This window comes from Microbacterium sp. NPDC007973 (assembly GCF_042958465.1).
In the GTDB taxonomy this organism is placed as follows: domain Bacteria; phylum Actinomycetota; class Actinomycetes; order Actinomycetales; family Microbacteriaceae; genus Microbacterium; species Microbacterium galbum.
In genome coordinates, this window is record NZ_JBIBJJ010000004.1 from 704572 (window position 1) to 723690 (window position 19119).

At 71.7% G+C, this 19119-nt stretch carries 17 protein-coding genes; 5 read left to right on the forward strand and 12 right to left on the reverse strand.

The window, feature by feature from the left end:
* The first annotated feature begins 3 nt into the window (after window positions 1-3).
* Window positions 4-807, forward strand: a complete 804-nt coding sequence (locus tag ACFZA2_RS16220; protein ID WP_391406842.1) for a carbon-nitrogen hydrolase family protein — start codon at window positions 4-6, stop codon at window positions 805-807.
* 110 nt (window positions 808-917) lie between these two features.
* Here the strand turns inward: ACFZA2_RS16220 and ACFZA2_RS16225 are convergent, their stop codons facing one another.
* Together ACFZA2_RS16225 and ACFZA2_RS16230 are read right to left on the reverse strand one after the other, a co-directional pair.
* Window positions 918-1808 (reverse strand): SDR family oxidoreductase, encoded by an 891-nt coding sequence (locus ACFZA2_RS16225; protein ID WP_391406844.1) that lies wholly within the window; start codon window positions 1806-1808, stop codon window positions 918-920.
* Between the two features lie 158 nt (window positions 1809-1966).
* On the reverse strand, window positions 1967-2830 hold the full coding sequence (locus ACFZA2_RS16230) for a bacteriorhodopsin (protein ID WP_391406846.1): 864 nt from the start codon (window positions 2828-2830) through the stop codon (window positions 1967-1969).
* A gap of 99 nt (window positions 2831-2929) precedes the next feature.
* Between ACFZA2_RS16230 and ACFZA2_RS16235 the strand changes: the two genes are divergently transcribed.
* Window positions 2930-3382, forward strand: a complete 453-nt coding sequence (locus ACFZA2_RS16235) for a MarR family winged helix-turn-helix transcriptional regulator (RefSeq protein WP_391406848.1) — start codon at window positions 2930-2932, stop codon at window positions 3380-3382.
* 137 nt (window positions 3383-3519) lie between these two features.
* Window positions 3520-4185 carry a LuxR C-terminal-related transcriptional regulator gene (locus ACFZA2_RS16240; RefSeq protein ID WP_391406850.1) on the forward strand — a complete coding sequence of 222 codons (666 nt, stop codon included), beginning with the start codon at window positions 3520-3522 and terminating at the stop codon, window positions 4183-4185.
* 49 nt (window positions 4186-4234) lie between these two features.
* Here the strand turns inward: ACFZA2_RS16240 and ACFZA2_RS16245 are convergent, their stop codons facing one another.
* The 10 genes from ACFZA2_RS16245 to ACFZA2_RS16290 form a co-directional block, all read right to left on the reverse strand.
* Window positions 4235-7033: an FAD-binding and (Fe-S)-binding domain-containing protein gene (locus tag ACFZA2_RS16245; RefSeq protein ID WP_391406852.1), complete on the reverse strand. Its 2799-nt coding sequence runs from the start codon at window positions 7031-7033 to the stop codon at window positions 4235-4237.
* Window positions 7030-8028: a 1-phosphofructokinase family hexose kinase gene (locus ACFZA2_RS16250; RefSeq protein ID WP_391406854.1), complete on the reverse strand. Its 999-nt coding sequence runs from the start codon at window positions 8026-8028 to the stop codon at window positions 7030-7032. The genes ACFZA2_RS16245 and ACFZA2_RS16250 overlap by 4 nt, the downstream gene beginning before the upstream one ends.
* A complete protein-coding gene (locus ACFZA2_RS16255) occupies window positions 8025-8867 on the reverse strand; it encodes a class II fructose-bisphosphate aldolase (protein ID WP_391406856.1) in 843 nt (280 codons plus the stop codon). Before ACFZA2_RS16255 ends, ACFZA2_RS16250 begins: the two co-directional genes overlap by 4 nt.
* A 321-nt stretch (window positions 8868-9188) precedes the next feature.
* Window positions 9189-10178: an ABC transporter substrate-binding protein gene (locus ACFZA2_RS16260; RefSeq protein WP_391406858.1), complete on the reverse strand. Its 990-nt coding sequence runs from the start codon at window positions 10176-10178 to the stop codon at window positions 9189-9191.
* Between the two features lie 41 nt (window positions 10179-10219).
* On the reverse strand, window positions 10220-11302 hold the full coding sequence (locus ACFZA2_RS16265; protein ID WP_315995228.1) for an ABC transporter permease: 1083 nt from the start codon (window positions 11300-11302) through the stop codon (window positions 10220-10222).
* The gene (locus ACFZA2_RS16270; protein ID WP_391406861.1) at window positions 11299-12078 is read right to left on the reverse strand and encodes an ATP-binding cassette domain-containing protein; all 780 of its coding nucleotides are present in this window, start codon (window positions 12076-12078) and stop codon (window positions 11299-11301) included. The genes ACFZA2_RS16265 and ACFZA2_RS16270 overlap by 4 nt, the downstream gene beginning before the upstream one ends.
* Before the next feature lie 2 nt (window positions 12079-12080).
* Complete coding sequence (locus ACFZA2_RS16275; RefSeq protein WP_391406863.1) at window positions 12081-13472, reverse strand: L-fuculokinase; 1392 nt, start codon at window positions 13470-13472, stop codon at window positions 12081-12083.
* The gene (locus ACFZA2_RS16280; protein ID WP_391406865.1) at window positions 13469-14506 is read right to left on the reverse strand and encodes a hypothetical protein; all 1038 of its coding nucleotides are present in this window, start codon (window positions 14504-14506) and stop codon (window positions 13469-13471) included. Before ACFZA2_RS16280 ends, ACFZA2_RS16275 begins: the two co-directional genes overlap by 4 nt.
* Window positions 14506-15873, reverse strand: coding sequence for a substrate-binding domain-containing protein (locus tag ACFZA2_RS16285; RefSeq protein ID WP_391406867.1), 1368 nt, complete (start codon window positions 15871-15873; stop codon window positions 14506-14508). Before ACFZA2_RS16285 ends, ACFZA2_RS16280 begins: the two co-directional genes overlap by 1 nt.
* An 85-nt stretch (window positions 15874-15958) precedes the next feature.
* Window positions 15959-16957, reverse strand: a complete 999-nt coding sequence (locus ACFZA2_RS16290; RefSeq protein ID WP_391406869.1) for an aldose 1-epimerase family protein — start codon at window positions 16955-16957, stop codon at window positions 15959-15961.
* A 127-nt stretch (window positions 16958-17084) separates the two neighbouring features.
* On the opposite strand from ACFZA2_RS16290, the gene ACFZA2_RS16295 reads away from it, so the two are divergent.
* Together ACFZA2_RS16295 and ACFZA2_RS16300 are read left to right on the forward strand one after the other, a co-directional pair.
* The gene (locus ACFZA2_RS16295) at window positions 17085-17924 is read left to right on the forward strand and encodes an aldolase (RefSeq protein WP_363391112.1); all 840 of its coding nucleotides are present in this window, start codon (window positions 17085-17087) and stop codon (window positions 17922-17924) included.
* Window positions 17921-19075, forward strand: coding sequence for a Gfo/Idh/MocA family protein (locus ACFZA2_RS16300; RefSeq protein ID WP_391406872.1), 1155 nt, complete (start codon window positions 17921-17923; stop codon window positions 19073-19075). The genes ACFZA2_RS16295 and ACFZA2_RS16300 overlap by 4 nt, the downstream gene beginning before the upstream one ends.
* Window positions 19076-19119 lie beyond the last annotated feature (44 nt).

Here is a 19119-nt window from a genome sequence, read left to right on the forward strand (position 1 = left end):
CACATGCGCATCGCCCTGGCTCAGGTCGTCGCCGGTTCCGACCCCCTCGAGAACCTCTCGATCATCGCCCGCGAGGCCGCGCGCGCCGCCGAAGACGGCGCCGCACTCGTCGTCTTCCCCGAGGCGGTGATGTGCCGCTTCGCCGGCCCCGACCTCGCCGAAATCGCGCAACCGCTCGACGGCGCGTGGGCCGACGAGGTGCGCCGCATCGCCCGCGAGGCGGGTGTGACGATCGTCGTCGGCATGTTCACCCCGGCCGACACCCCCGGGCGGGTGCGCAACACGCTCCTCGTCGCCGGGGCGGCCGAGACCGCCTACGACAAGATCCATCTCTACGACGCGTTCGGCTATCGCGAATCGGATGCCGTCGAACCCGGCCTGCAGCCCGTGCTCTTCGATCTGGACGGCGTCCGCATCGGACTGGCCACCTGCTACGACGTCCGCTTCCCCGCCCTGTTCCGCGCTCTGGCCGACGACGGCGCCCACCTCGTGCTGGTGGCCGCCTCCTGGGGGTCGGGACCCGGCAAGCGCGAGCACTGGGAACTGCTCACCCGTGCCCGCGCCCTCGACACGACGACCGTGGTGGTCGCGGTCGGCCAGGCCGACCCCCGCACCACTGGACGCGACGACGGCGTCGGCGCGCCCACCGGCATCGGCTACAGCGCGGTGGTCACCGCCGACGGTGCGGACCTCGTCCGCCTCGGCGATGCCCCGCAGACCCGGGTCGTCGACGTGTCCGGGGCCCTGTCCGCGGTCGCCGAGGTGCGCGCGAAGATCCCGGTCCTCGCCAACGCCCGGCGGTTCTGACCCGGGACCTCCGAACGCGCGAGTCCCCTGACGCGTTCGGCGGCGGCCCGTCGACCTCGGCCGCCGCCGGCTCCACCCGACCGCACGAGCCGGCGCCGGTCGACGAGTCGTCAGTGGATGGGGGACCCTCCGTTGACGGCGATCGTCTCCCCGAGGACGTAGCTGGACTCCTGCGACGCGAGGAAGACGAAGGCCGGTGCCAGTTCGACGGGCTGCGCGGCGCGACCGATGGGGGTCTGCTCCCCGAAGCTCTCGATCTTCTCGTTCGGCACGTAGGCGGGCTGCAGAGGTGTCCACACCGGTCCGGGGGCGACGCCGTTCACCCGGATGCCGCGCTCGATGAGCTGCTGCGCGAGGGCGCGGGTCCAATTGGCGATACCGGCCTTGGACACGGCGTACTCCGCGAGCGAGGGAGAAGGGTCGAAGCCCTGCACGCTGGAGGTGGTGATGATCGTCGCTCCGGCGGGGAGATGCGGGGAAGCGGCCTTGGTGAGCCAGAACAGCGGGTAGATGTTCGCCTGCAGCACGTGGTCGAGCGTCTTCGTCTCGAAGTCGTCGATGCTGTCGACCGTGGGCATGGCCCCGGCGTTGATGACGAGCGCGTCCAGCCCGCCGAGACCCTCGACCGCCGATGCGACGACGGCGATGTTGGTCTGCTCGTCCTGCAGGTCGCCGGGAACGAGCACGGCGACCCGGCCCTCTGCACGGATGAGGGCGGCGACCTCCTCCGCCTGCTCCTGCTCCGCGTCGAGGTAGCTCAGGGCGACGTCCGCCCCCTCGCGCGCGAAGGCGATGGCGACGGCGCGTCCGATGCCGGAGTCGGCTCCTGTGATGAGCGCCTTTCGGCCGGGCAGGCGCCCCTTCCCGACGTAGGAGGTCTCACCGTGGTCGGGGGCCGGATCCATGGCATGGATGTCTCCCGGCGCGCTCTGCTGCTGGGCGGGGAACGGCGGGCGCGGGAACTGCGTCGTCGGGTCTTGGAGGGTGTACATGTCCGTCATCGTGACTCCTTCGGTGAACCGCCACCGTACGAATCCGCTCTTCCCGAGAGGGGGGCCTTGCTCGCCCCCTCGGGAGGCGGTAGTCCAGCGAACGACCTCCACGACACGAGCACCGCTGTCGGTTCGCTCGACGCGCCCGGGCGATCGCGCGGGGCCGTTCAGCCGCGGCGGCCGTCCTTGGTGCCCATGACGGGCTCGCCGTTGATCCAGATCGGACCGGCGTGCCCGGTGTCGACGCCGGCGGCGAGGTCCTCGGCGGTGCGGAGCTTGGCGACCTTGTGGATGAGCGCGCCGAAGCCGATCTTCGCGATGATGTCGGCGATGCTCAGGATGACCTGTGCGCTCGTGTACGACCCCGACGTGACGGTGAAGCCCTGGAAGGCGTACACCAGGGGATAGGCGAACCAGATGACGATCAGCAGCACGATGGCCAGGTTGAAGACGGGCAGGGCGGTCGAGCCGGCCATCTCCCGGCGCGCGTGCAGCAGAGCCATGACGAGCATGACGTAGAGACCGACCATGCAGAGGGCGCTGAGTGTTCCCCATAGCCACAGGGCACCGAGGTCCGTTCCGTCGTCGATGGCGACGCCGCCGATGAAGCCGGTGATGATCATGCCGAGGGCCAGCGCGATGCCGATCGCGCGGTAGCGCGTCGCCCGGGCACCGACGAGGGTGGAGACGGCCACGACCTCGACGACCAGCAGCGGAACGGTGACGGTCCAGTCGAAGTAGCGGGGCGCCCAGCTCAGGACGGCGTTGGAGGTGGCGACCCACCCGTCGGCGGTCTGCTCATAGCCGGCGTCGAACTTGAGCACGAGGACGACGTACGACAGGAACGCCACCAGCGCGACGCACATGCCGGCGATGACGGCGGGTCGGTAGCGGATCGACACCTCGTGCTGGGTGGTGAACTGGCGGAGCGCGAAGGCCGCCATCGCCAGGCCGGCGACGGACAGCGCGTAGAAGACGACGGCGTGTTCGCCGTTCGAGAGGGTCACTGCCCACAGGGCGTTGTCGTTCATGGACGTCCTTCTTCGAATCGTTGCCGGAAAGCAACTGTTAGTCGAGTTATAGATGGCTAGGGTGAAGAGACGACAGACCCCCCGACGAGAGTTCGCTTTGTGTACAATCACGACCCCGTCATCGACGCCGTCGCCGTCGGCACGCGCGCGATGCTCGGCCTCACCCTCCGGTCGCTCGGCCCGACGCTCGAGGTCGTGACGGTGCAGCAGTGGCGCGTGCTGGCCCTGCTCGACCGTCTGGGCGAACTACGCCTCGTGGACATCGGCGCGCAGTTGGAATCAGCTCCTCCGACGACCTCGAGGCTCGTCGAACGACTGGTGGCGAAGGGCCTTATCGATCGCCGCGTCAGCGAGCGTTCGAGGCGCGAGAACCTCATGCGTCTCACCCCGAATGGTCGACAGCTGGTCGGCGAGGCGAAGCAGCGCCGCCGCGACGCGATCGCCGAGCTGATGACCTCCTTCAGCGACGAGGAACGCGCCGCGATCGGCCGAGCGGCGGAACTCCTGACGTCGCGACTCGAGGATGAACTCCCGCAGTCTCAGATCCTTTGACGCACCCCCCGTCCGCCCTCGAGTCCGACACTTCCGAGCGCTTCCCCCGGGGAGCGCCACCGGCCTTTTTCCGGCAGCTCGAAGCCTGACAGCGCAAGGGGTGGAAAGAACCACCCCTAGGGGTGAAATATCGAGCCATGTCGCTGACCGGCCGTCGTCTCCGTGTCGCCCTCGTCAACGATTACGAGATCGTGGTGCGCGGGCTCGCCCGCATGCTGGAGCCCTTCTCTGACCGCGTCGACGTCGTGGAGCTCGACGCCCGAGAGCGCGTCGGGAGCGCCGTGGACGTCGCCCTGTACGACACGTTCGCGCAACCGCAGCCCGACGACGAGGACGTCTCGCGACTGGTGTCCAACCCGCTGAACCGTCACGTCGCGGTCTTCACCTGGAAGATGGATCAAGACCTCATCGACGCCGCCCTCGAGCGCGGTGCGACGGGGTATCTCCCCAAAAGTCTGAACGCCGCGCACCTGGTCGCCGACCTCGAGCGGGTGGCGGCCGGTGAGCGCGTCATCCACCCCGCGCGGGCCCGGGTCAGGAGCGCGCCGGGCATCAGCTGGCCCGGGCAGCATCTCGGCATCTCCGACCGCGAATCCGAGATCCTCGGACTCATCACCCAGGGCAGGAGCAACGCCGATATCGCCGTGCTGACGCATCTCAGCCCCAACACGGTCAAGACCCACATCCGCGCGCTCTACGCCAAGATCGGCGCCGAGAATCGCGTCGACGCCGTGTTGTGGGGCACCGAGAACGGCTTCCGCCCCGACCACCGGAGCGTGCTCCTGGCGCGCGGCCAGGACTGAGCGAGCCGGAGCGCCCGCGGCAGCGGACGGCCTCCGGACCGTGCGCGGTTCACCGCGTCGCCTCCTCCAACAGCTCCAGCACGTGCACGTACGACTCCCCCGTCGCCTTCGTCATCCCGAGCTCGCACGTGCGGTTGCACGAGGCGTGCGCGTCGGCCGCCCACCCGGCGACCTCGGCCGCCTCGGGAGCGGTCGCCGCCTCGGTCAGTTCGGGATGCAGCATCCCCCGGTCGCCCGCGTATGCGCAGCATCCCCAGGCGTCCGGCACGCGCACCTCCGACGCCACGGCCTCCCCCACCGCCCGCAGCGCCGGATCGATCCCCAACTGCGTCGACGAGCAGGTCGGATGCAGGGCCAGCAGCCGCGCCACCGGCGTCGGCGTGAGACGCGGAAGAAGAGCGGATGCCGCGAAGGCCACGGCATCCACGACCTCCACACCCTCGTCGCGCAGGGTCGCGGCGAAGCCCTCGGTGCAGCTGGACGCGTCGCAGACGACCGGGAGTGCTTCGTCGCGCGACGCCGCGCGCACCGCGGCGCGCACGCGGGAGGTCATCGTGGCGTGTCCCTTCGCGTAGCCCTTCGACGACCACGGCGTCCCGCAGCAGAGCGCGTCGATGCCATCCGGCACGACGGCTGAGACCCCCGCACGTTCCAGCAGGCGGGTGAACGCCGCGGTCGCACCGATGCCCTCGGCGGGCCCGAACATGCTGCCCACGCACGCGGGGAGGAACACCGCGACCGGCTCCACGCCGGTCGCCCCGACGACGGCCCCGAGCGATCGACGAGACGCCCCACCCGCGGGCAGCTCCGCCGCGTACCGGGGCACCGTGTCGGTCCCGAGCACCGCGCGAGCGGCATCCGTCACCGCGCGCACGGCGGGAGTGGGCAGGGCCGATGCGACGCTCAACGCCGCGGCCCCCGCGCGTGTCACCGCACCCCACCCGGTCGCCGCGGCGGACCAGCCCGCAGCGAGCACCGGGTTCGCCTCATCGCGGCGGAAGCGCTTCATGAGCGCCCCGGTGTTGATCTGCACGGGGCACGCCGTCTGGCACATGCCGTCGACGGCGCAGGTCTGCACGCCGTCGTAGTCGTAGTCCTTCTCGAGCTCCGCGACGAGGGCGCCGTCGCCGCGTTCGCGGGCGGCGGTCGAGGCGCGCCGCACGACGATGCGCTGCCGGGGGGTCAGCGTCAGCGACCGACTCGGGCACACCGGCTCGCAGTACCCGCATTCGACGCACCGGTCGGCCTCGGGCTCGATCGACACCGGGGTCTTGAGGTTCCGCATGTGCGCGGCCGGGTCGTCGTCGATGATGACGCCCGGATTCAGGATGCCGCCCGGGTCGAGCAGCCGCTTCAGTCGCACCATCACGTCGTACAGTTCGTCGCCGTACTGCCGCCGCACGTACGGCGCCATGGCGCGTCCCGTGCCGTGCTCGGCCTTGAGATTCCCGCCGGCGTCGAGGACGAGGTCGACCAACGCGTCGGTGAAACCCTCGAAGCGCCCGAGGGCCTGCGCGCCCTCGAAGCGGTCGGTGAGCATGAAGTGGATGTTGCCGTCCTTGGCGTGGCCGAAGATCACGCTGTCGCGGTAATCGAAGCGTTCGAACAGCTCCCGCAGACCCTGGCACGTGTCGGCGAGGCGCTCGACCGGCACCACGACGTCCTCGAGCAGGGCGGTCGTGCCGCTCGGCCGGGCACCCGCGACCGAGGCGTAGAGGCCCTTGCGGAACGTCCACGCGGCGGCGCGCTGCGCCGCGTCGCTCGAGAACACCGCGGGGCCACGCAGATCCTCCGCCGCGAGCACCGCGGCGCCCCGGGCGGCGAGCTCCCCGAGAGCGTCGACGTCGTCCGCGTGGTACTCGACCAGCAGCGCCGCCTGCGTCGTGGCCTCGAAGCCGTGGATGGCGGCGGGCGTGCCGGCCAGACGCTGTCCGACGCGGAGGGACGTGGCATCCATCAGCTCGAGCGTCGCCGCGCCCGTGGCCACCAGAGCCGGGAGCGAGCGGGTGGCCGCGTCGAGGGTCGGGAAGACGGCGAGGGTGGTCGCGATCGCCGAACGGATCGGCACCGTGCGGAAGGTCGCCTCCGCGACGAAGGCGAGCGTCCCCTCCGACCCGACGACGAGGTGCGCGAGCAGCGCCGCGGGGCTGTCGAAGTCGAGGAACGCGTTCAGGGCGTAGCCCATCGTGTTCTTCATCGCGAACTGCCGCTCGATGAGGGAGACGCTCGCGGGGTCCTCCACGACGCGCTCGCGCAGCCGCAGCAGGTCCTCGACGAGGGCGGGCTCGCGCTCGTGCAGCAGCCGGTCGGCATCCGGGTCGGCGGTGTCGACGACGGTCCCGGATGCCAGCACCAGCACGAGCGATTCGAGGGTGCGGTACGAGTTCTCCACCGTGCCGCACGCCATGCCGCTGGAGTTGTTCGCCACGACACCGCCGATCGTGCACGCGGCCTCGCTCGCGGGGTCGGGGCCGAGGCGACGCCCGTGGCGCGCGAGCCGCGCGTTGACCTGCCGCACCGTGGCGCCCGGTTGCGTGCGCACGCGGCGTCCGCCGTCGAGCACGTCGATGCGTCCGAACCCCCGGCGCACGTCGACGAGCAGTCCCGCCCCCGACGACTGGCCCGACAGGCTCGTGCCGCCCGAGCGGAAGGTCACCGGGGTGCGCGAGACGGAGGCGGCGCGCAGGATCGCGCCGACCTCCGCGGCGTCGGCCGCGACGACCACGGCATCCGGAGTGAGCAGGTAGTGCGACGCATCGTTCGCGTAGGCGACGCGGTCGATCGCGCGCGTGCGGATGCGCGAGGAATCGGCGACGGCCGCGGCGACCTCCGGGGCGAGCGGGGTCATGCCTCCCCCTCGGGGCTGAGCGCCCGTGTCAGATCCGGTTCGGTCTCCACGAGAGCCCGGATGCCGTGCGGCGGTCCCGCGACCAGCGTCGAGGCGTGCGCGACGGCGTGCGCTCCCCACTCGGCGGCCGACGCCACGGCGAGGACGAGGGCATCCGCTCCGGCGGCGACGGCCGCGGGTTCGCGGGTGACGCCGAGGAGGTAACCGGCGAGGGCGGCGTCTCCCGCCCCGGCGGTATTGGCGACGAAGGGGGCGTCGGCCCGCGCGAACACCGCGCGCTCCGCCGTCACGGCGATGAGTCCGTCGGCGCCGAGGCTCGCGAGCACCGTGCCCACGCCCCGCTCGACGATCTCGCGCGCGGCGGAGACGACGGCGCCGAGGCTCGTGAGGGGGCGACCGACCGCGGCCGCCAGCTCGTCGGCGTTGGGGGTCAGCAGGTCGATGCCGGCGGGGTCGGCGAGCAGTGCGTCGAGAGCCGTTCCGCTGGTGTCGACGGCGACGCGCGCGCCGTGCTCCCGGGCCACCGCGCGCACCGCGTCGAGATCGACCGGCACGCCGGCGCCCACGAGGTCGGGGAGGCTCCCCGAGATCACGAGCCACGGCTCCGGGCGCGCGGCGAGCTCCGCGCGCAGCGTCGCGACGGTGGCATCCCATGCCTCCGGTGACAGCGGCGGGGTGGGGGCGTTCACCTTGGTGGTGGCACCGTCGGCGTCGATGATCGAGGTGTTCACACGGGTCGCCCCGGGCACCTCGACGATCCGCAGCAGCGGAGCGGTGAGTCCGCAGCGCGCGAACCGCACGTCGTCGGCGCCCAGCACGACCACCGCCGCGGTGTCGGCACCCCCGGCGGCGAGGGCGGCCGAGACGTTCACGCCCTTGCCGCTCACCTCGCGCGTGTAGCTCTCGGCGCGCGTGAACGCTCCGCGCCGCAGCGCGCCGACGCGGTACGTGGCGTCGATCGCCCCGGCGGCGGTGAGGGTGACGACCCCGGTCACGCGCGGACCTCCGTCGCGACCCGGCCGGTGACGACGTCGAGCAGACGGTGCACCTCGGCCGCGACCGCGGAGCGCCCGGGGGCGAGCCAGCGGCGCGGGTCGATGGCATCCGGATCCCGATCGAGCTCCGCGCGCACGGCCGCCGTCAGCACGGTGTTCAGGTGGGTGCCGATGTTGATCTTGCGCATGCCCGCGCGCACGGCGCCGTCGATCCCGGCGTCGGCGACTCCGCTGGAGCCGTGCAGCACAAGGGGCACGGGCACGGCCGCGGCGAGCTCGGCGATGAGCGTTTCGTCGAGCCGGGCGCTGCGCTCGCGCATGGCGTGCTCGCTGCCCACGGCGACGGCGAGGGCGTCGACGCCCGTGGCCTCGACGAAGCGCACCGCCTCGGCGACGTCGGTGCGCACGCCCGGCGCGTGGGCGCCCTTGCCGCCGATCTCCCCCAGCTCGGCTTCGATCCAGGCTCCCGCGTCGTGGACGCGGGCGGCGACGGCGGCGGTGCGCTCGAGATTCTCGGCATCCGTCAGGTGGGCGGCGTCGAACATCACCGAGCGGATGCCGACGGCCAGCGCCTCGTCGACGAGCGGCTCGTCGGTCGCGTGGTCGAGGTGCACCACGACGTCGACCCGCGCGGCCTCGGCCAGGCGCAACGCGGCGCCGGCGGCCGGGGCGAGACCCCCGTGGAACGCGATGGCGTTCTGCGACAGCTGGAGGATCACACCGGTGCCGGCCGCTTCGGCGCCGGTGACGATGGCCTCGGCGACCTCGAGGGTGATGAAGTTGAAGGCCCCGACCGCGCGGTGCGCGGCGAGGAGGGCGGGCATGTCTGCCAGGGGCACGGCGGTGTCTCTTTCAGGGGCGGGTTGTCGTCCGGATAGGTGCCTGAGCGTGTCGAACGCTTCGGGCGGGTGGGGCCCCGCGTCGTGCGTCGGGCCCTGGATCGGTGGGGTGTGACGTGGGGTCCCGTGGTCGGTGGGCGTCTGGCGTTGGGTGCCGGGTCGGTGCGCCCGTGGCGTGGGGTCGCGGGGTCGGTGGGCTGTGGCTTCGATTGCCTGACTTTGTCGCCGGGGTCGGACCGAGGCGGCGAGTGGGGCAACTGAAGCGGTGGGGGGGTGGATGCCGGGACCTCACGCGACGGCGAGGTCCCGGCATCCGGGGTGTCAGCAGGACGACTTGTAGACCGCGTCCTTGCCGTCGCCGTCGATGTTGTCCTTCGTGAGGATGGTGAAGCCGGTCTGGATCTTCTCCTCCGTCGACTCGCCCTTCAGCGCGGCGATGGCCTGCTTGACGCCGTCCGAGCCGATGGTGGCGGGCTCCTGCGCGACGAGCGCCTGCACCGTGCCGGCCTGCAGGGCCTTGACCTGCGCGGGGCCCGCGTCGAAGCCCACGATCGTGACGGCGCCCTGCTTGCCCGCCTGCTGCACGCCGGTGGCCGAGCCCTCGGCGGCGAACAGGTTGGCGGCGAAGATGCCGACGATGTCGGGGTCCTTCTGCAGCGCGGCGGTGACGATCTCGGCCGCGGTCGAGGGCTCGTTGTGCGAGTACTGCACGCCGACGGACTCGAACTTCGAGTCCTCGGCGACGGCGTCCTCGAAGCCCTTCGCGCGCGCGTCGGTGGTGGAGATGCCGGGATCGACCGACACGACGAGCACCTTGCCGCCGTTGGGGTTGGCATCCTGGATCGCCTTGAACGCGGCAGCCCCGCCGCCTTCGTTGTCGCTCGAGATCTGCGACACGGCACCCGAGGGGTCCTCGAGCGTCGTGTCGACGAGCACGACTTTGATGCCCGCGGCCTCCGCCGCGGCGATGGGCGCCTGCATCGCGGACACGTCGGTGGGGGCGATCAGCAGCGCGTCAGGCTTGGAGGCGACCACGGCGTCGACGATCGGCTTCTGCAGGGTCGGGTCGAACTTCTCCGGACCCTGGGTCGTGACGGTGGCGCCTTCTTTGGCGGCTTCGTCCTGGATGCCGCACTGCATGGAGATGTAGAACTCATCTCCGGCGACGCCCTGCACGAACGCGATCTTGTAGCCGCCGTCCGCGCCGCCCGAGGCGGATCCCGACGACGAGCCGCCGGAGCACCCGGCGAGGACGAGGGTGGCTGCGGCGCCGAGGGTGGCGAACGCGAGAACCTTCTTGTTCCACTGCATTGTGATGACCGTTCTCTCTTGGGGGTGTCGGATGCCGGGCTTCAGCCCCGGCGTCCTCCGCTGACGAACTTCCGCCAGAGGCTCTGGGTGTTGCCGCGGGTCGCGGCGGTGCGGCGCACCTGGTCGACGTAGACGGCGGTGATGAGCACCGCGCCGACGGCGACCTGCTGCCAGAAGGGCTGCACACCGGTGATGACGAAGCCGTTCTGCAGCACGGCCGGGATGAAGAGGCCGACCACCGTGCCGAAGATCGTGCCGACGCCGCCGAAGAGCGATGTGCCGCCGATGACCACGGCCGCGATGACGTTGAGGTTGGTCTGCGACTGCCCCGCGATCGCCGTGGTCGAGAACTGCGACAGGGCCAGGATGCCGGCGAGCCCGGCGAGCGCCCCCGACAGCGTGTAGACCGAGATGAGGTGGCGGTCGACCTTGACGCCGACGCGACGAGCGGCGAGTTCGCTCGAGCCGACGGCGTAGGTGTAGAGGCCGAATTTGGTGAAGTGCAGCACCACGGCGCCGATGACGACGACCACGAGAGCGATGACGCTGATAATCGGCAGCGACCCGAAGACGTTGCCGTAGCCGATCGACACCGTCAGCACGGTCGGCACATCGCGGATGTCGACACCGCCGGTGAGGATCTGCGCGAGACCGAGGGCCATGCCGAGCGAGCCGAGGGTGACGATGAGCGGCGGGATCTTCGCTTTCGCGATGAGGAAGCCGTTCAGCAGCCCCCAGCACACGCCGCTGAGGATCGACACGAGGATGCCGATGGTGGCCACTCCCCAGCCCTCGCCGCCGAGCGCGCGCATCGTCAGGGCCGAGACGACGCCCGAGAACACCAGGACCGAGCCGATCGAGAGGTCGATACCCGAGGTGATGATGATGTACGTCATGCCGACGCCGAGCACCGCGAGGATCGAGGCGTTCTGGATGATCAGGCGGAAGTTCGACCACTGTGCGAACGAGTCCGGCGCGAGCGCGCTGAAGATCAGCACGATGACGATGAGGATGAGCAGGATCTGGAAGGCCTGCGCCTTCAGCAGTCCGACGAAGAAGTTGGGCTTGGTGTCTTCGAACGTGCCGATGGCCACCGTCTCGGTGGGAGGGGTCGTGGTGCTCACTTCTGGTCGTCCTTCGTGACGGCGCCGGTCATGAGCCCGACGAGTTCTTCCATGGAGGTGTCCTTCGCGGAGACGTTGGCGACGCGCGTGCCCAGACGCAGCACCTGCACGCGGTCGCAGACCTCCATGACGTGCGGCATGGAGTGCGAGATGAGCACGACGGCGATGCCCTTGTCGCGCACACGGCGGATCGTCTCGAGCACGTTCTTCGTCTGACGCACGCCGAGGGCTGCCGTCGGTTCGTCGAGGAAGACGAGGCGACCGGCCCAGTGCACCGCGCGGGCGATCGCGATCGCCTGACGCTGGCCGCCCGACATCTCGCCGACGGGCGAGGTGAGCGAGCGCACCGTGGCGCCGAGCTCGTCGAACGCCGCGCGGGAGGCGACGGCCATCTCCTTGGTCTTCATGAACCCGAGCGCGCCTGCGAGCCCCGGGCGACGGATCTCGCGGCCCAGGTACATGTTCTGCACCGGGTCGAGATGCGGGGCGAGCGCGAGGTCCTGGTAGACCGTCTCGATGCCGAGCGACGAGGCGACCTGGGGATTCGACATCTCGATCGGCTTGCCGTCGAAGAGGATCTCGCCCTCGTCGACGGCGAGATTGCCCGACAGGGCCTTCACGAGCGTCGACTTCCCCGCGCCGTTGTCACCGATGAGGGCGGTGACCTCGCCGGGGTAGACCTCGAAGTCGACATTGCTGAGGGCGCGGACATGACCGAACTGACGCGACAGACCGCGTGCCTGGAGCACGGGGACCGCCGTGGTGACTGACGACATCGTCAGCTCCTTTCCGTGGTGAGAAGAGGGGAGGAGAGGAACGTCTCGGCGACGTCCTCGAAAGAGCGGGGGTCGACGGCGAACGCGGCGAAGAGCGCGGCGCCGTACGCGGTGCCCTCGTCGTGGGTGGACACCGTGACCGCGGGCAGCAGCGCCGAGCGCGAGCGCACGACGGATGCCATCGACGACCAGCCGCCGGTGAGCACCGTGGACGTGGGCGGGGCCACCTCGCGGTCCATCACGGCCATGCATTCGGCGAGCATGTCGTTGCCGTGGCGCAGCGACGCCGCGAACAGCTCGGCGGGACTGAGCCCGTCGCTCTGCGCGACGATCTTCAGCACGCCGTCGTCGTTGCGGGCGCCCGAGACGGCGAGTCCGGTATCCGAGACGGTGCCGGCGACGGGCAGCGCCATGGTCTCGTCGTCGATGCGCGCACGGCCCACGGCATCCGTGATCCCGAGCAACTGCAGCACGCGGCGCATGAGCAGACCCGACTTGGTCCCGGCCAGCAGCACGTACTTGCCGGGGATGACGTGGCGGACGCAGTTGATTCCGGCGCGCGCGAGGCGCTCGCGGGCGTCGAATGCGAGGGTGTCGTCGAGCACGCGCACGAGGGCTTCGGCGGTGCCCATCGAGTCGTACAACTGCCCCGTGTGCGTGGCGCCGACGGCGACCGCCGAGACGAGGTGGTCGTGCCCCGCGACGGTGAGGGCCGCGCCCTGGAAGCCCGCAGGCAGCAGCGGGTCGGTGATCGTCCCCACCGCTTCGCCCGCACTGACGAGAGTCCCGAGGATCGCCTCGTCGACCCCGAGCACATCCAGCGCCGCCTGCCAAGGGGTGCTGTCGTCCTGGTCGATGAGCCCGGTGCGCGACACGAGCGAGTACTCGGCCACACGCGGTCCGCCCAGGGCGTGCACGACGTACTCGGGCACGTTCAGGAAGGTCGTCCCCCGCAGCTCCACTCCCTCGTCGCGCAGGTGGAGGAGTTTCGAGAGGGATGCCAGGGGCCCGACGGGCAGTCCGGTACGCCCGAGGAACTCGGCGCGGAACGCGTCGGGCGTCGCCATGATCTGCGCAGCCCCGCGCGGGTCGAACCACGCCATGATCGGCGCGAGCGCGGTGCCGTCGGCATCGAGCAGCACTCCCGCCTCGGCCATTCCCGACACTCCGAGCGCCAGGATGCGGTATCCGCCCTCCAGCCGCGCGTCCGCCTCGGCGGCGAGGTCGCGCACGACCGCGATGGCCTGCGCGGCGGTCATCTCGGCTCGACCGTGGTCGAGGTTCGTCCAGGGCGACCGGCGGCTCACCACGAGCACCTGGCGTCCGTCGGGGGTGGCCACCAGCAACTTGGTGCTGGTCGAGCCCATGTCGACGCCGACGACGTAGTCGGTCATCGCACCCCACCCCCGCGCAGGGTTCCGGGCCACCCGGAGCCAGGGGCGGCGACGAGCACCTCGGCCTCGCCGGTCAGACGCCACGCCCCGAAGGCGTGGGGCACGGCGTAGACCTGGCCGCGCTCGACATCGACCGACGCCGTATCCGACACGAGCGCCCCCGACCCCTCGCGCACGAGCACGACGGCGAAACCGGCCTCGCGCGCCGCGGTCTCTCCCGCGGCGTCGAGGAGGCGGAAGTACGGGTCGGCGACCGCGGGGAGCAGCGAGCGGAAGTCCGCCCCCGCCGGGGTCGTCCCGGCGGTGCTGGTCAGGGCGTCGAGGGCAGCGGCATCCAGCTTCTCGGTCGACACCGAGGGCATGACGGCGTCGAAGCCGAGGTCGAGGTGCGACTCGTCGCGGGTCGAGGTCGTGACCGACCACTCCAGCAGAATCGAGAAGTCGGTGGGTTCCTGCACTTCGGCGACGAAGATGCCGCCGTCGATCGCGTGCACGGTGCCGGCGGGCACGAGCACGCCCATCCCCGGTCGCACGACGAGGCGGTTCATGCGCGAGAGCATCCACTCGCTGTCCTGCGCGTCGCGGCGGCGGTCGAGTTCGTCGCGGTCGACGGACTGGTTCCAGCCGACGTGCACGGCGCAGTCGTCCTCGGTCTCGAGCACGTACCAGGCCTCGGTCTTGCCGTAGGGGCAGTCGAGGTGGGCGGCGGAGAAGTCGCGGCCCGGGTGCACGTGGACGGGGAGGCGCTGACGCGCGTCGAGGAGCTTGACCAGGATGCCGAGATCCGCGGCATCCCGTCCTCCGCGCGCCCCCACCCACGCGGCGCGATCCCCCGCCACGAGGTCGCGCAGGAGATCGCCGTCGGCGGTGACGGCGAGGCCGACCTCGTCGGATCCGAAGCGCGAGACGGTCGAGCCGAGCCACTCCTCGGGCTGTCGGTCGGTCTGGGGGACGATGCCGCGGAGGGCGGCGATGCGATCGCCGCCGCGGTAGAAGTGCTGCACGGGGTTGGGCGGCAGGAGGACGGGCTTCATCACGGGGCTCCGATGGGGGCTGCGGCCGACACGTCGGCGTCGCCGGCCGGCTGGGGGTGGACGAGGGCGAGGGCCGTCGCCGCGAGGGCGGCGGCGGGCTCGGAGAGAACGGGGAGGGGGACGGCGTCGGGCGAGGGATCCCCCGCGACCACGCCGGCGGCGTCAGCGGATGCGCCCTGGCCCGTCGAGCGCACGGCGACCTCAGCCGCGGTCCCTGAGCCCGTCGAAGGGCCCGTCGAGGCAGCACCGACGCCGGCCCCCGAGCGCACCGCAACGCCGGCGTCGGCCCCTGAGCCTGACGAAGGGTCCGCCGCGGCCCCCGCCGGCGGTACGACCTCGCCCGACCCCCGCGGCACGAGCCGCGTCGGCACGACGATGCGCACCGGCCCCTCGTCGGGTCGTTCGGCGCGCTCGCGCAGCCGCCGGAACGCGGCGGCACCGAGCAGGCGGGGGTCGTGATCGACGTACGTGATGCCGGGCTCGAGCACCTCGGCGAGCGTGAAGTCGCCGAACGAGACGAGCGCCGGCATGCGCAGCCCCCGCGCCCGGATGGCGCGGACGGTTCCGATGGCCGCCAGGCTGGTCGCGCACAGCAGCGCGGTGGGAGCGTCGTCGCGCTCGAGCAGGAGCGCGGCCTCCGCCGCATCGCCCGAACCGAACCGCTCGTGCGTCACCACGAGCGAGGGGTCGAAGGTCAGTCCCGCCGCCTCGAGCGCCGACCGGTAGCCGGCGAGCCGGTCGCTCACCGTGGGGTACGACACGTCCTCGCGCATGAAGGCCACGCGACGATGGCCGCGCGCGATCAGGGCGGTGGTGGCCTCGACGGCCGCACCGACGTCGTCGATGACGACCGCGTCGATTCCCTCCCGCGCCCGGTCGACGGTCACGACGGGGAAGCGCGCGCCGAGACCGGCGAGCGTCTCCGCCTCCACCTCGACGGGGGCGACGATGAGTCCGGCCAGACGGTGACCGGTCAGGCGGTCGAGCTGCGTGCGCTCGCGCGCCGCGTCGTATCCGGTGCTGGCGAAGATGACGCTCAGTCCCTCGGCGACCGCGAGCTCCTCGACGACGCTCACGAAGGCGGCGAAGAACGGGTCGGAGATGGCGTCGATCAGGATGCCGACGGTGTCGGCCGCACGCCGCTTGAGCTCCCGGGCGCTCCGGTCGGGAACGAAGCCCAATTCCCGCACCGTCTGCCGCACGCGGTCGCGGGTCTGCGGCAGCACGCCCGGCTCGTCGTTGATGACGCGCGAGACGGTCTTGGGGCTGACGCCCGCCGCGGTGGCGACGTCGATGAGACGAGCGCGGGGGCGGGGCGCCGGGGCCTCGCCGACCGTGGTCGCGGCCACCGTCTCGTCGTGCGTCATCGCATCTCCGACATCGTTGTCATTCGGGGCGAAGCCCAGGGCCGGGCTTCGATGGAGTCATCCTGCGACGACGTGGACAACGTTGTCAAGTCTCGGATCGGTCACGGATGACATCGATGTCAAGACCCAGCTCCCACGAGGCGCCCGGCGCGAGGGCGCGCAGCAGCCCCGCGGCACGCGCGTCGGCACGACCGAGGATCGTCGCCGTCGTGGCGGGTTCGACCCCCAGTACCAGGCCGTCGTCCTGCGCCACCCGCCACTGGAACATCGCCGGCAATGAGGCGGTGTCGAAACCGACGCGGATGCCGAGCCCCGACGACGCGACGACCTCCGCACTCACCCGCCGGTCCGCCGGCAGCTCGTGTCGGAACACCTGCTCCGGATAATCGCGCGCCGGTGCCGGGAACTCCGCCCAGGTCGCCGCCCCGGCCTCCGCGGCCGCGTCGCGCGGGAGAACGCGCCCCGCCGGAGACCGCAACAGCGTCCCCTCGTCCACGAGGGGCCAACCGAGGTTCACGTGGTAGAGCACCATCGGCTCGACGGGACCCGCCCCGCGGTTGACGATCTCGTCCCGCAGCTCGATCCGCGCCTCGCCGAGCGGCACGCGCACGCGGCGACGCAGCTCCAGGTGCGCGCCGAGCACGGTGGCCTCCACCACGGTCGCCTCGACGACCACGGCATCCGCGCCGACTTCCGCTCGCCGGACGGATGCCGACAGCCCGCTGTAGCGACCGTGCTGCGGGTGGTCGCCCTCGGCGTCCGACGACGGCGGCCCGAACGAGAGCAGGCCGCACGTCGTGACGAGCCCTCCCCCGAACGACGCGCCGAAGCCGCTCGCGCCCGGCCGCGGCCACCCCGTGGGAGACACCCACGCGAGCGGGACGCCGCGATACCGCACCTGCCCGATGTCGAGGCCGCGGTCGGGCAGCAGCTCGATGTCGACGTCTCCGGCGACGACCCGGAGGCGCCGGGTCCCGGCATCCGGTCCGTCGGTGCGCAGCGACTGCTCCACCGACGCGACTTGCGCCGCCGAGCCCGCGCGCCGGAGCGCCTCGTCGATCGATCGTCCGTACAGCTCACCCATGAGCTCCGCCTTCCTCGCCGTGCTGCGCCTCACGGTAGCAGCGATTGACAACGTTGTCTTGCCCCCGCATACTGACCGTCGAGCGCAGAGCCGCGCCCCGACCCGACGTCTCGGAGACCCACACCCCATGTCGAAACCCCGCCTCAACCGCCTCTTCAACGCGCGCTCCGGTCGCGCGTTCGACGTCGCCGTCGACCACGGCGCGTTCCACGAACCCTCGTTCCTCACCGGCATCGAAGACATGGCGAAGACCGTCGCCACCCTCGTCGACGCCGGCCCCGATGCGGTGCAGCTCACCCTCGGCCAGGCCCCGCTGCTGCAGTCCGTCCCCGGCAAGCAGAAGCCCGGGCTCGTGCTGCGCACCGACATCGCGAACGTCTACAACGATCCGCTCGAGGCGCCGCTGCACAGCATCCACGTGCCCGATGCGATCGAGGTCGCCGTGCGCCTCGACGCCGTGGCCGTGTGCGTCAACCTGCTCGACCTGCCCGGGGAGCCCCAGGTGCGCGAACAGTGCATCCGCTCGATCCTGGCGCTGCGCACCGACGCCGAGAAGTACGGGATGCCGCTGATGATCGAGCCCCTCGTGATGCAGACCAAGCCCGGCAGCGGCGGATACGGCGTCGACGGCGACACCGCCAAGGTCGTCACGCTCGTCCGTCAGGCGCGCGAACTCGGCGCCGACCTCATCAAGGCCGACCCCACCGACGACATCGGCGACTACCACCGCGTCATCCAGGCCGCCGGCGACACCCCCGTGCTCGTGCGCGGCGGCGGGCGCGTCGACGACCGTACGCTGCTCGAGCGCACGCAGGCGGTCCTCGAGCAGGGCGCCCGCGGCATCGTCTACGGCCGCAACGTCATCCAGCACCGCGACCCGGCGGGCATCACCGCCGCCCTCATGGCCGTCGTGCACGAGAACGCTTCGGTCGACGAGGCGCTCGCCCTGATCGGCGGTGCGGCATGACCGGCAGGAAGATCGGCGTCGGCATCATCGGCGGCGGCCTCATGGGGCGTGAGATCGCCGCGGCGCTCCGCCGCTGGCCCGCCCTCATCGACCACCCGGCAGAGCCCGAGCTCGTCGCGGTGTGCGACATCAACCCCGCGGCGCTCGAGTTCTTCGAACGCATCGACAGCGTGCAGCTGACGACGACCGACCACCACGAGCTGCTCGCCGACCCGCGCGTCGACGTCGTCTACATCGCCGTCCGGCACGACCTGCATGAGCGTCTCTACGTCGACACCGTGCGCGCGGGCAAGGCACTGCTGGCCGAGAAGCCGTTCGGCATCGATCAGGCCGCGGCCGACGCCGTCGTCGCGGCCATCGCCGAGACCCCGGAGTCCTTCGTCCGCGTGTCGAGCGAGATGCCGTTCTTCCCCGGCGCGCAGTGGGCCGTCGACTACGTGCGGTCCGGCGCCCTCGGCCGCATCGTCGAGGCGAAATGCACCTTCCTGCACTCCAGCGACATCGACGTGAACAAGCCCCTGAACTGGAAGCGGCAGAAGCAGTTCTGCGGCGACGCGGGAGTGCTCAACGACCTGGGCATGCACACGTGGCACGTTCCGCTGCGCCTGGGATGGACGCCCGAGAAAGTCGTCGGCATCCTGCAGGACATCGTCACCGAGCGCCCCGGTCCCGACGGCTCGCCGCAGCCCTGCGACACGTGGGACAACGCCGTCATCCACTCCTGGGCCCGCCACGAGGGCGCACCCTTCCCCCTCACGACCGAGACCAAGCGCATCGCGCCGGGCCAGAAGAACACCTGGGAGTTCGAAGCCATCGGCATGTCCGGCGGCGTCCGCTTCAGCACGAAGAACCCGAAGCAGGTCGAGGTGTTCGCCTTCGTCGACGTGCCCGGCGTCGGCCGGGAGCAGAGCTGGCAGAGCGTCGACGCCGGCAGCCAGTCGGTGTGGCCCACGGTGACGGGTCCGAACTTCGAGTCCGGATTCTCGGATGCCATCCTGCAGATGTGGGCGGCCTTCCTCGCCGAGTACGTGGGCGAGCTCGGCGACGGGTTCGGCTGCGTCCGCCCCGAAGAGGCGGCGCTCACCCACCGCCTGTTCGCCGCGGCGATCGCCTCGCACGAGACCGGCACGCTGGTGGCCCCCACCGCCTGACCCCCTCGAGTGTCCACGACACGCCGCCTCCCTCCCCGCGACGC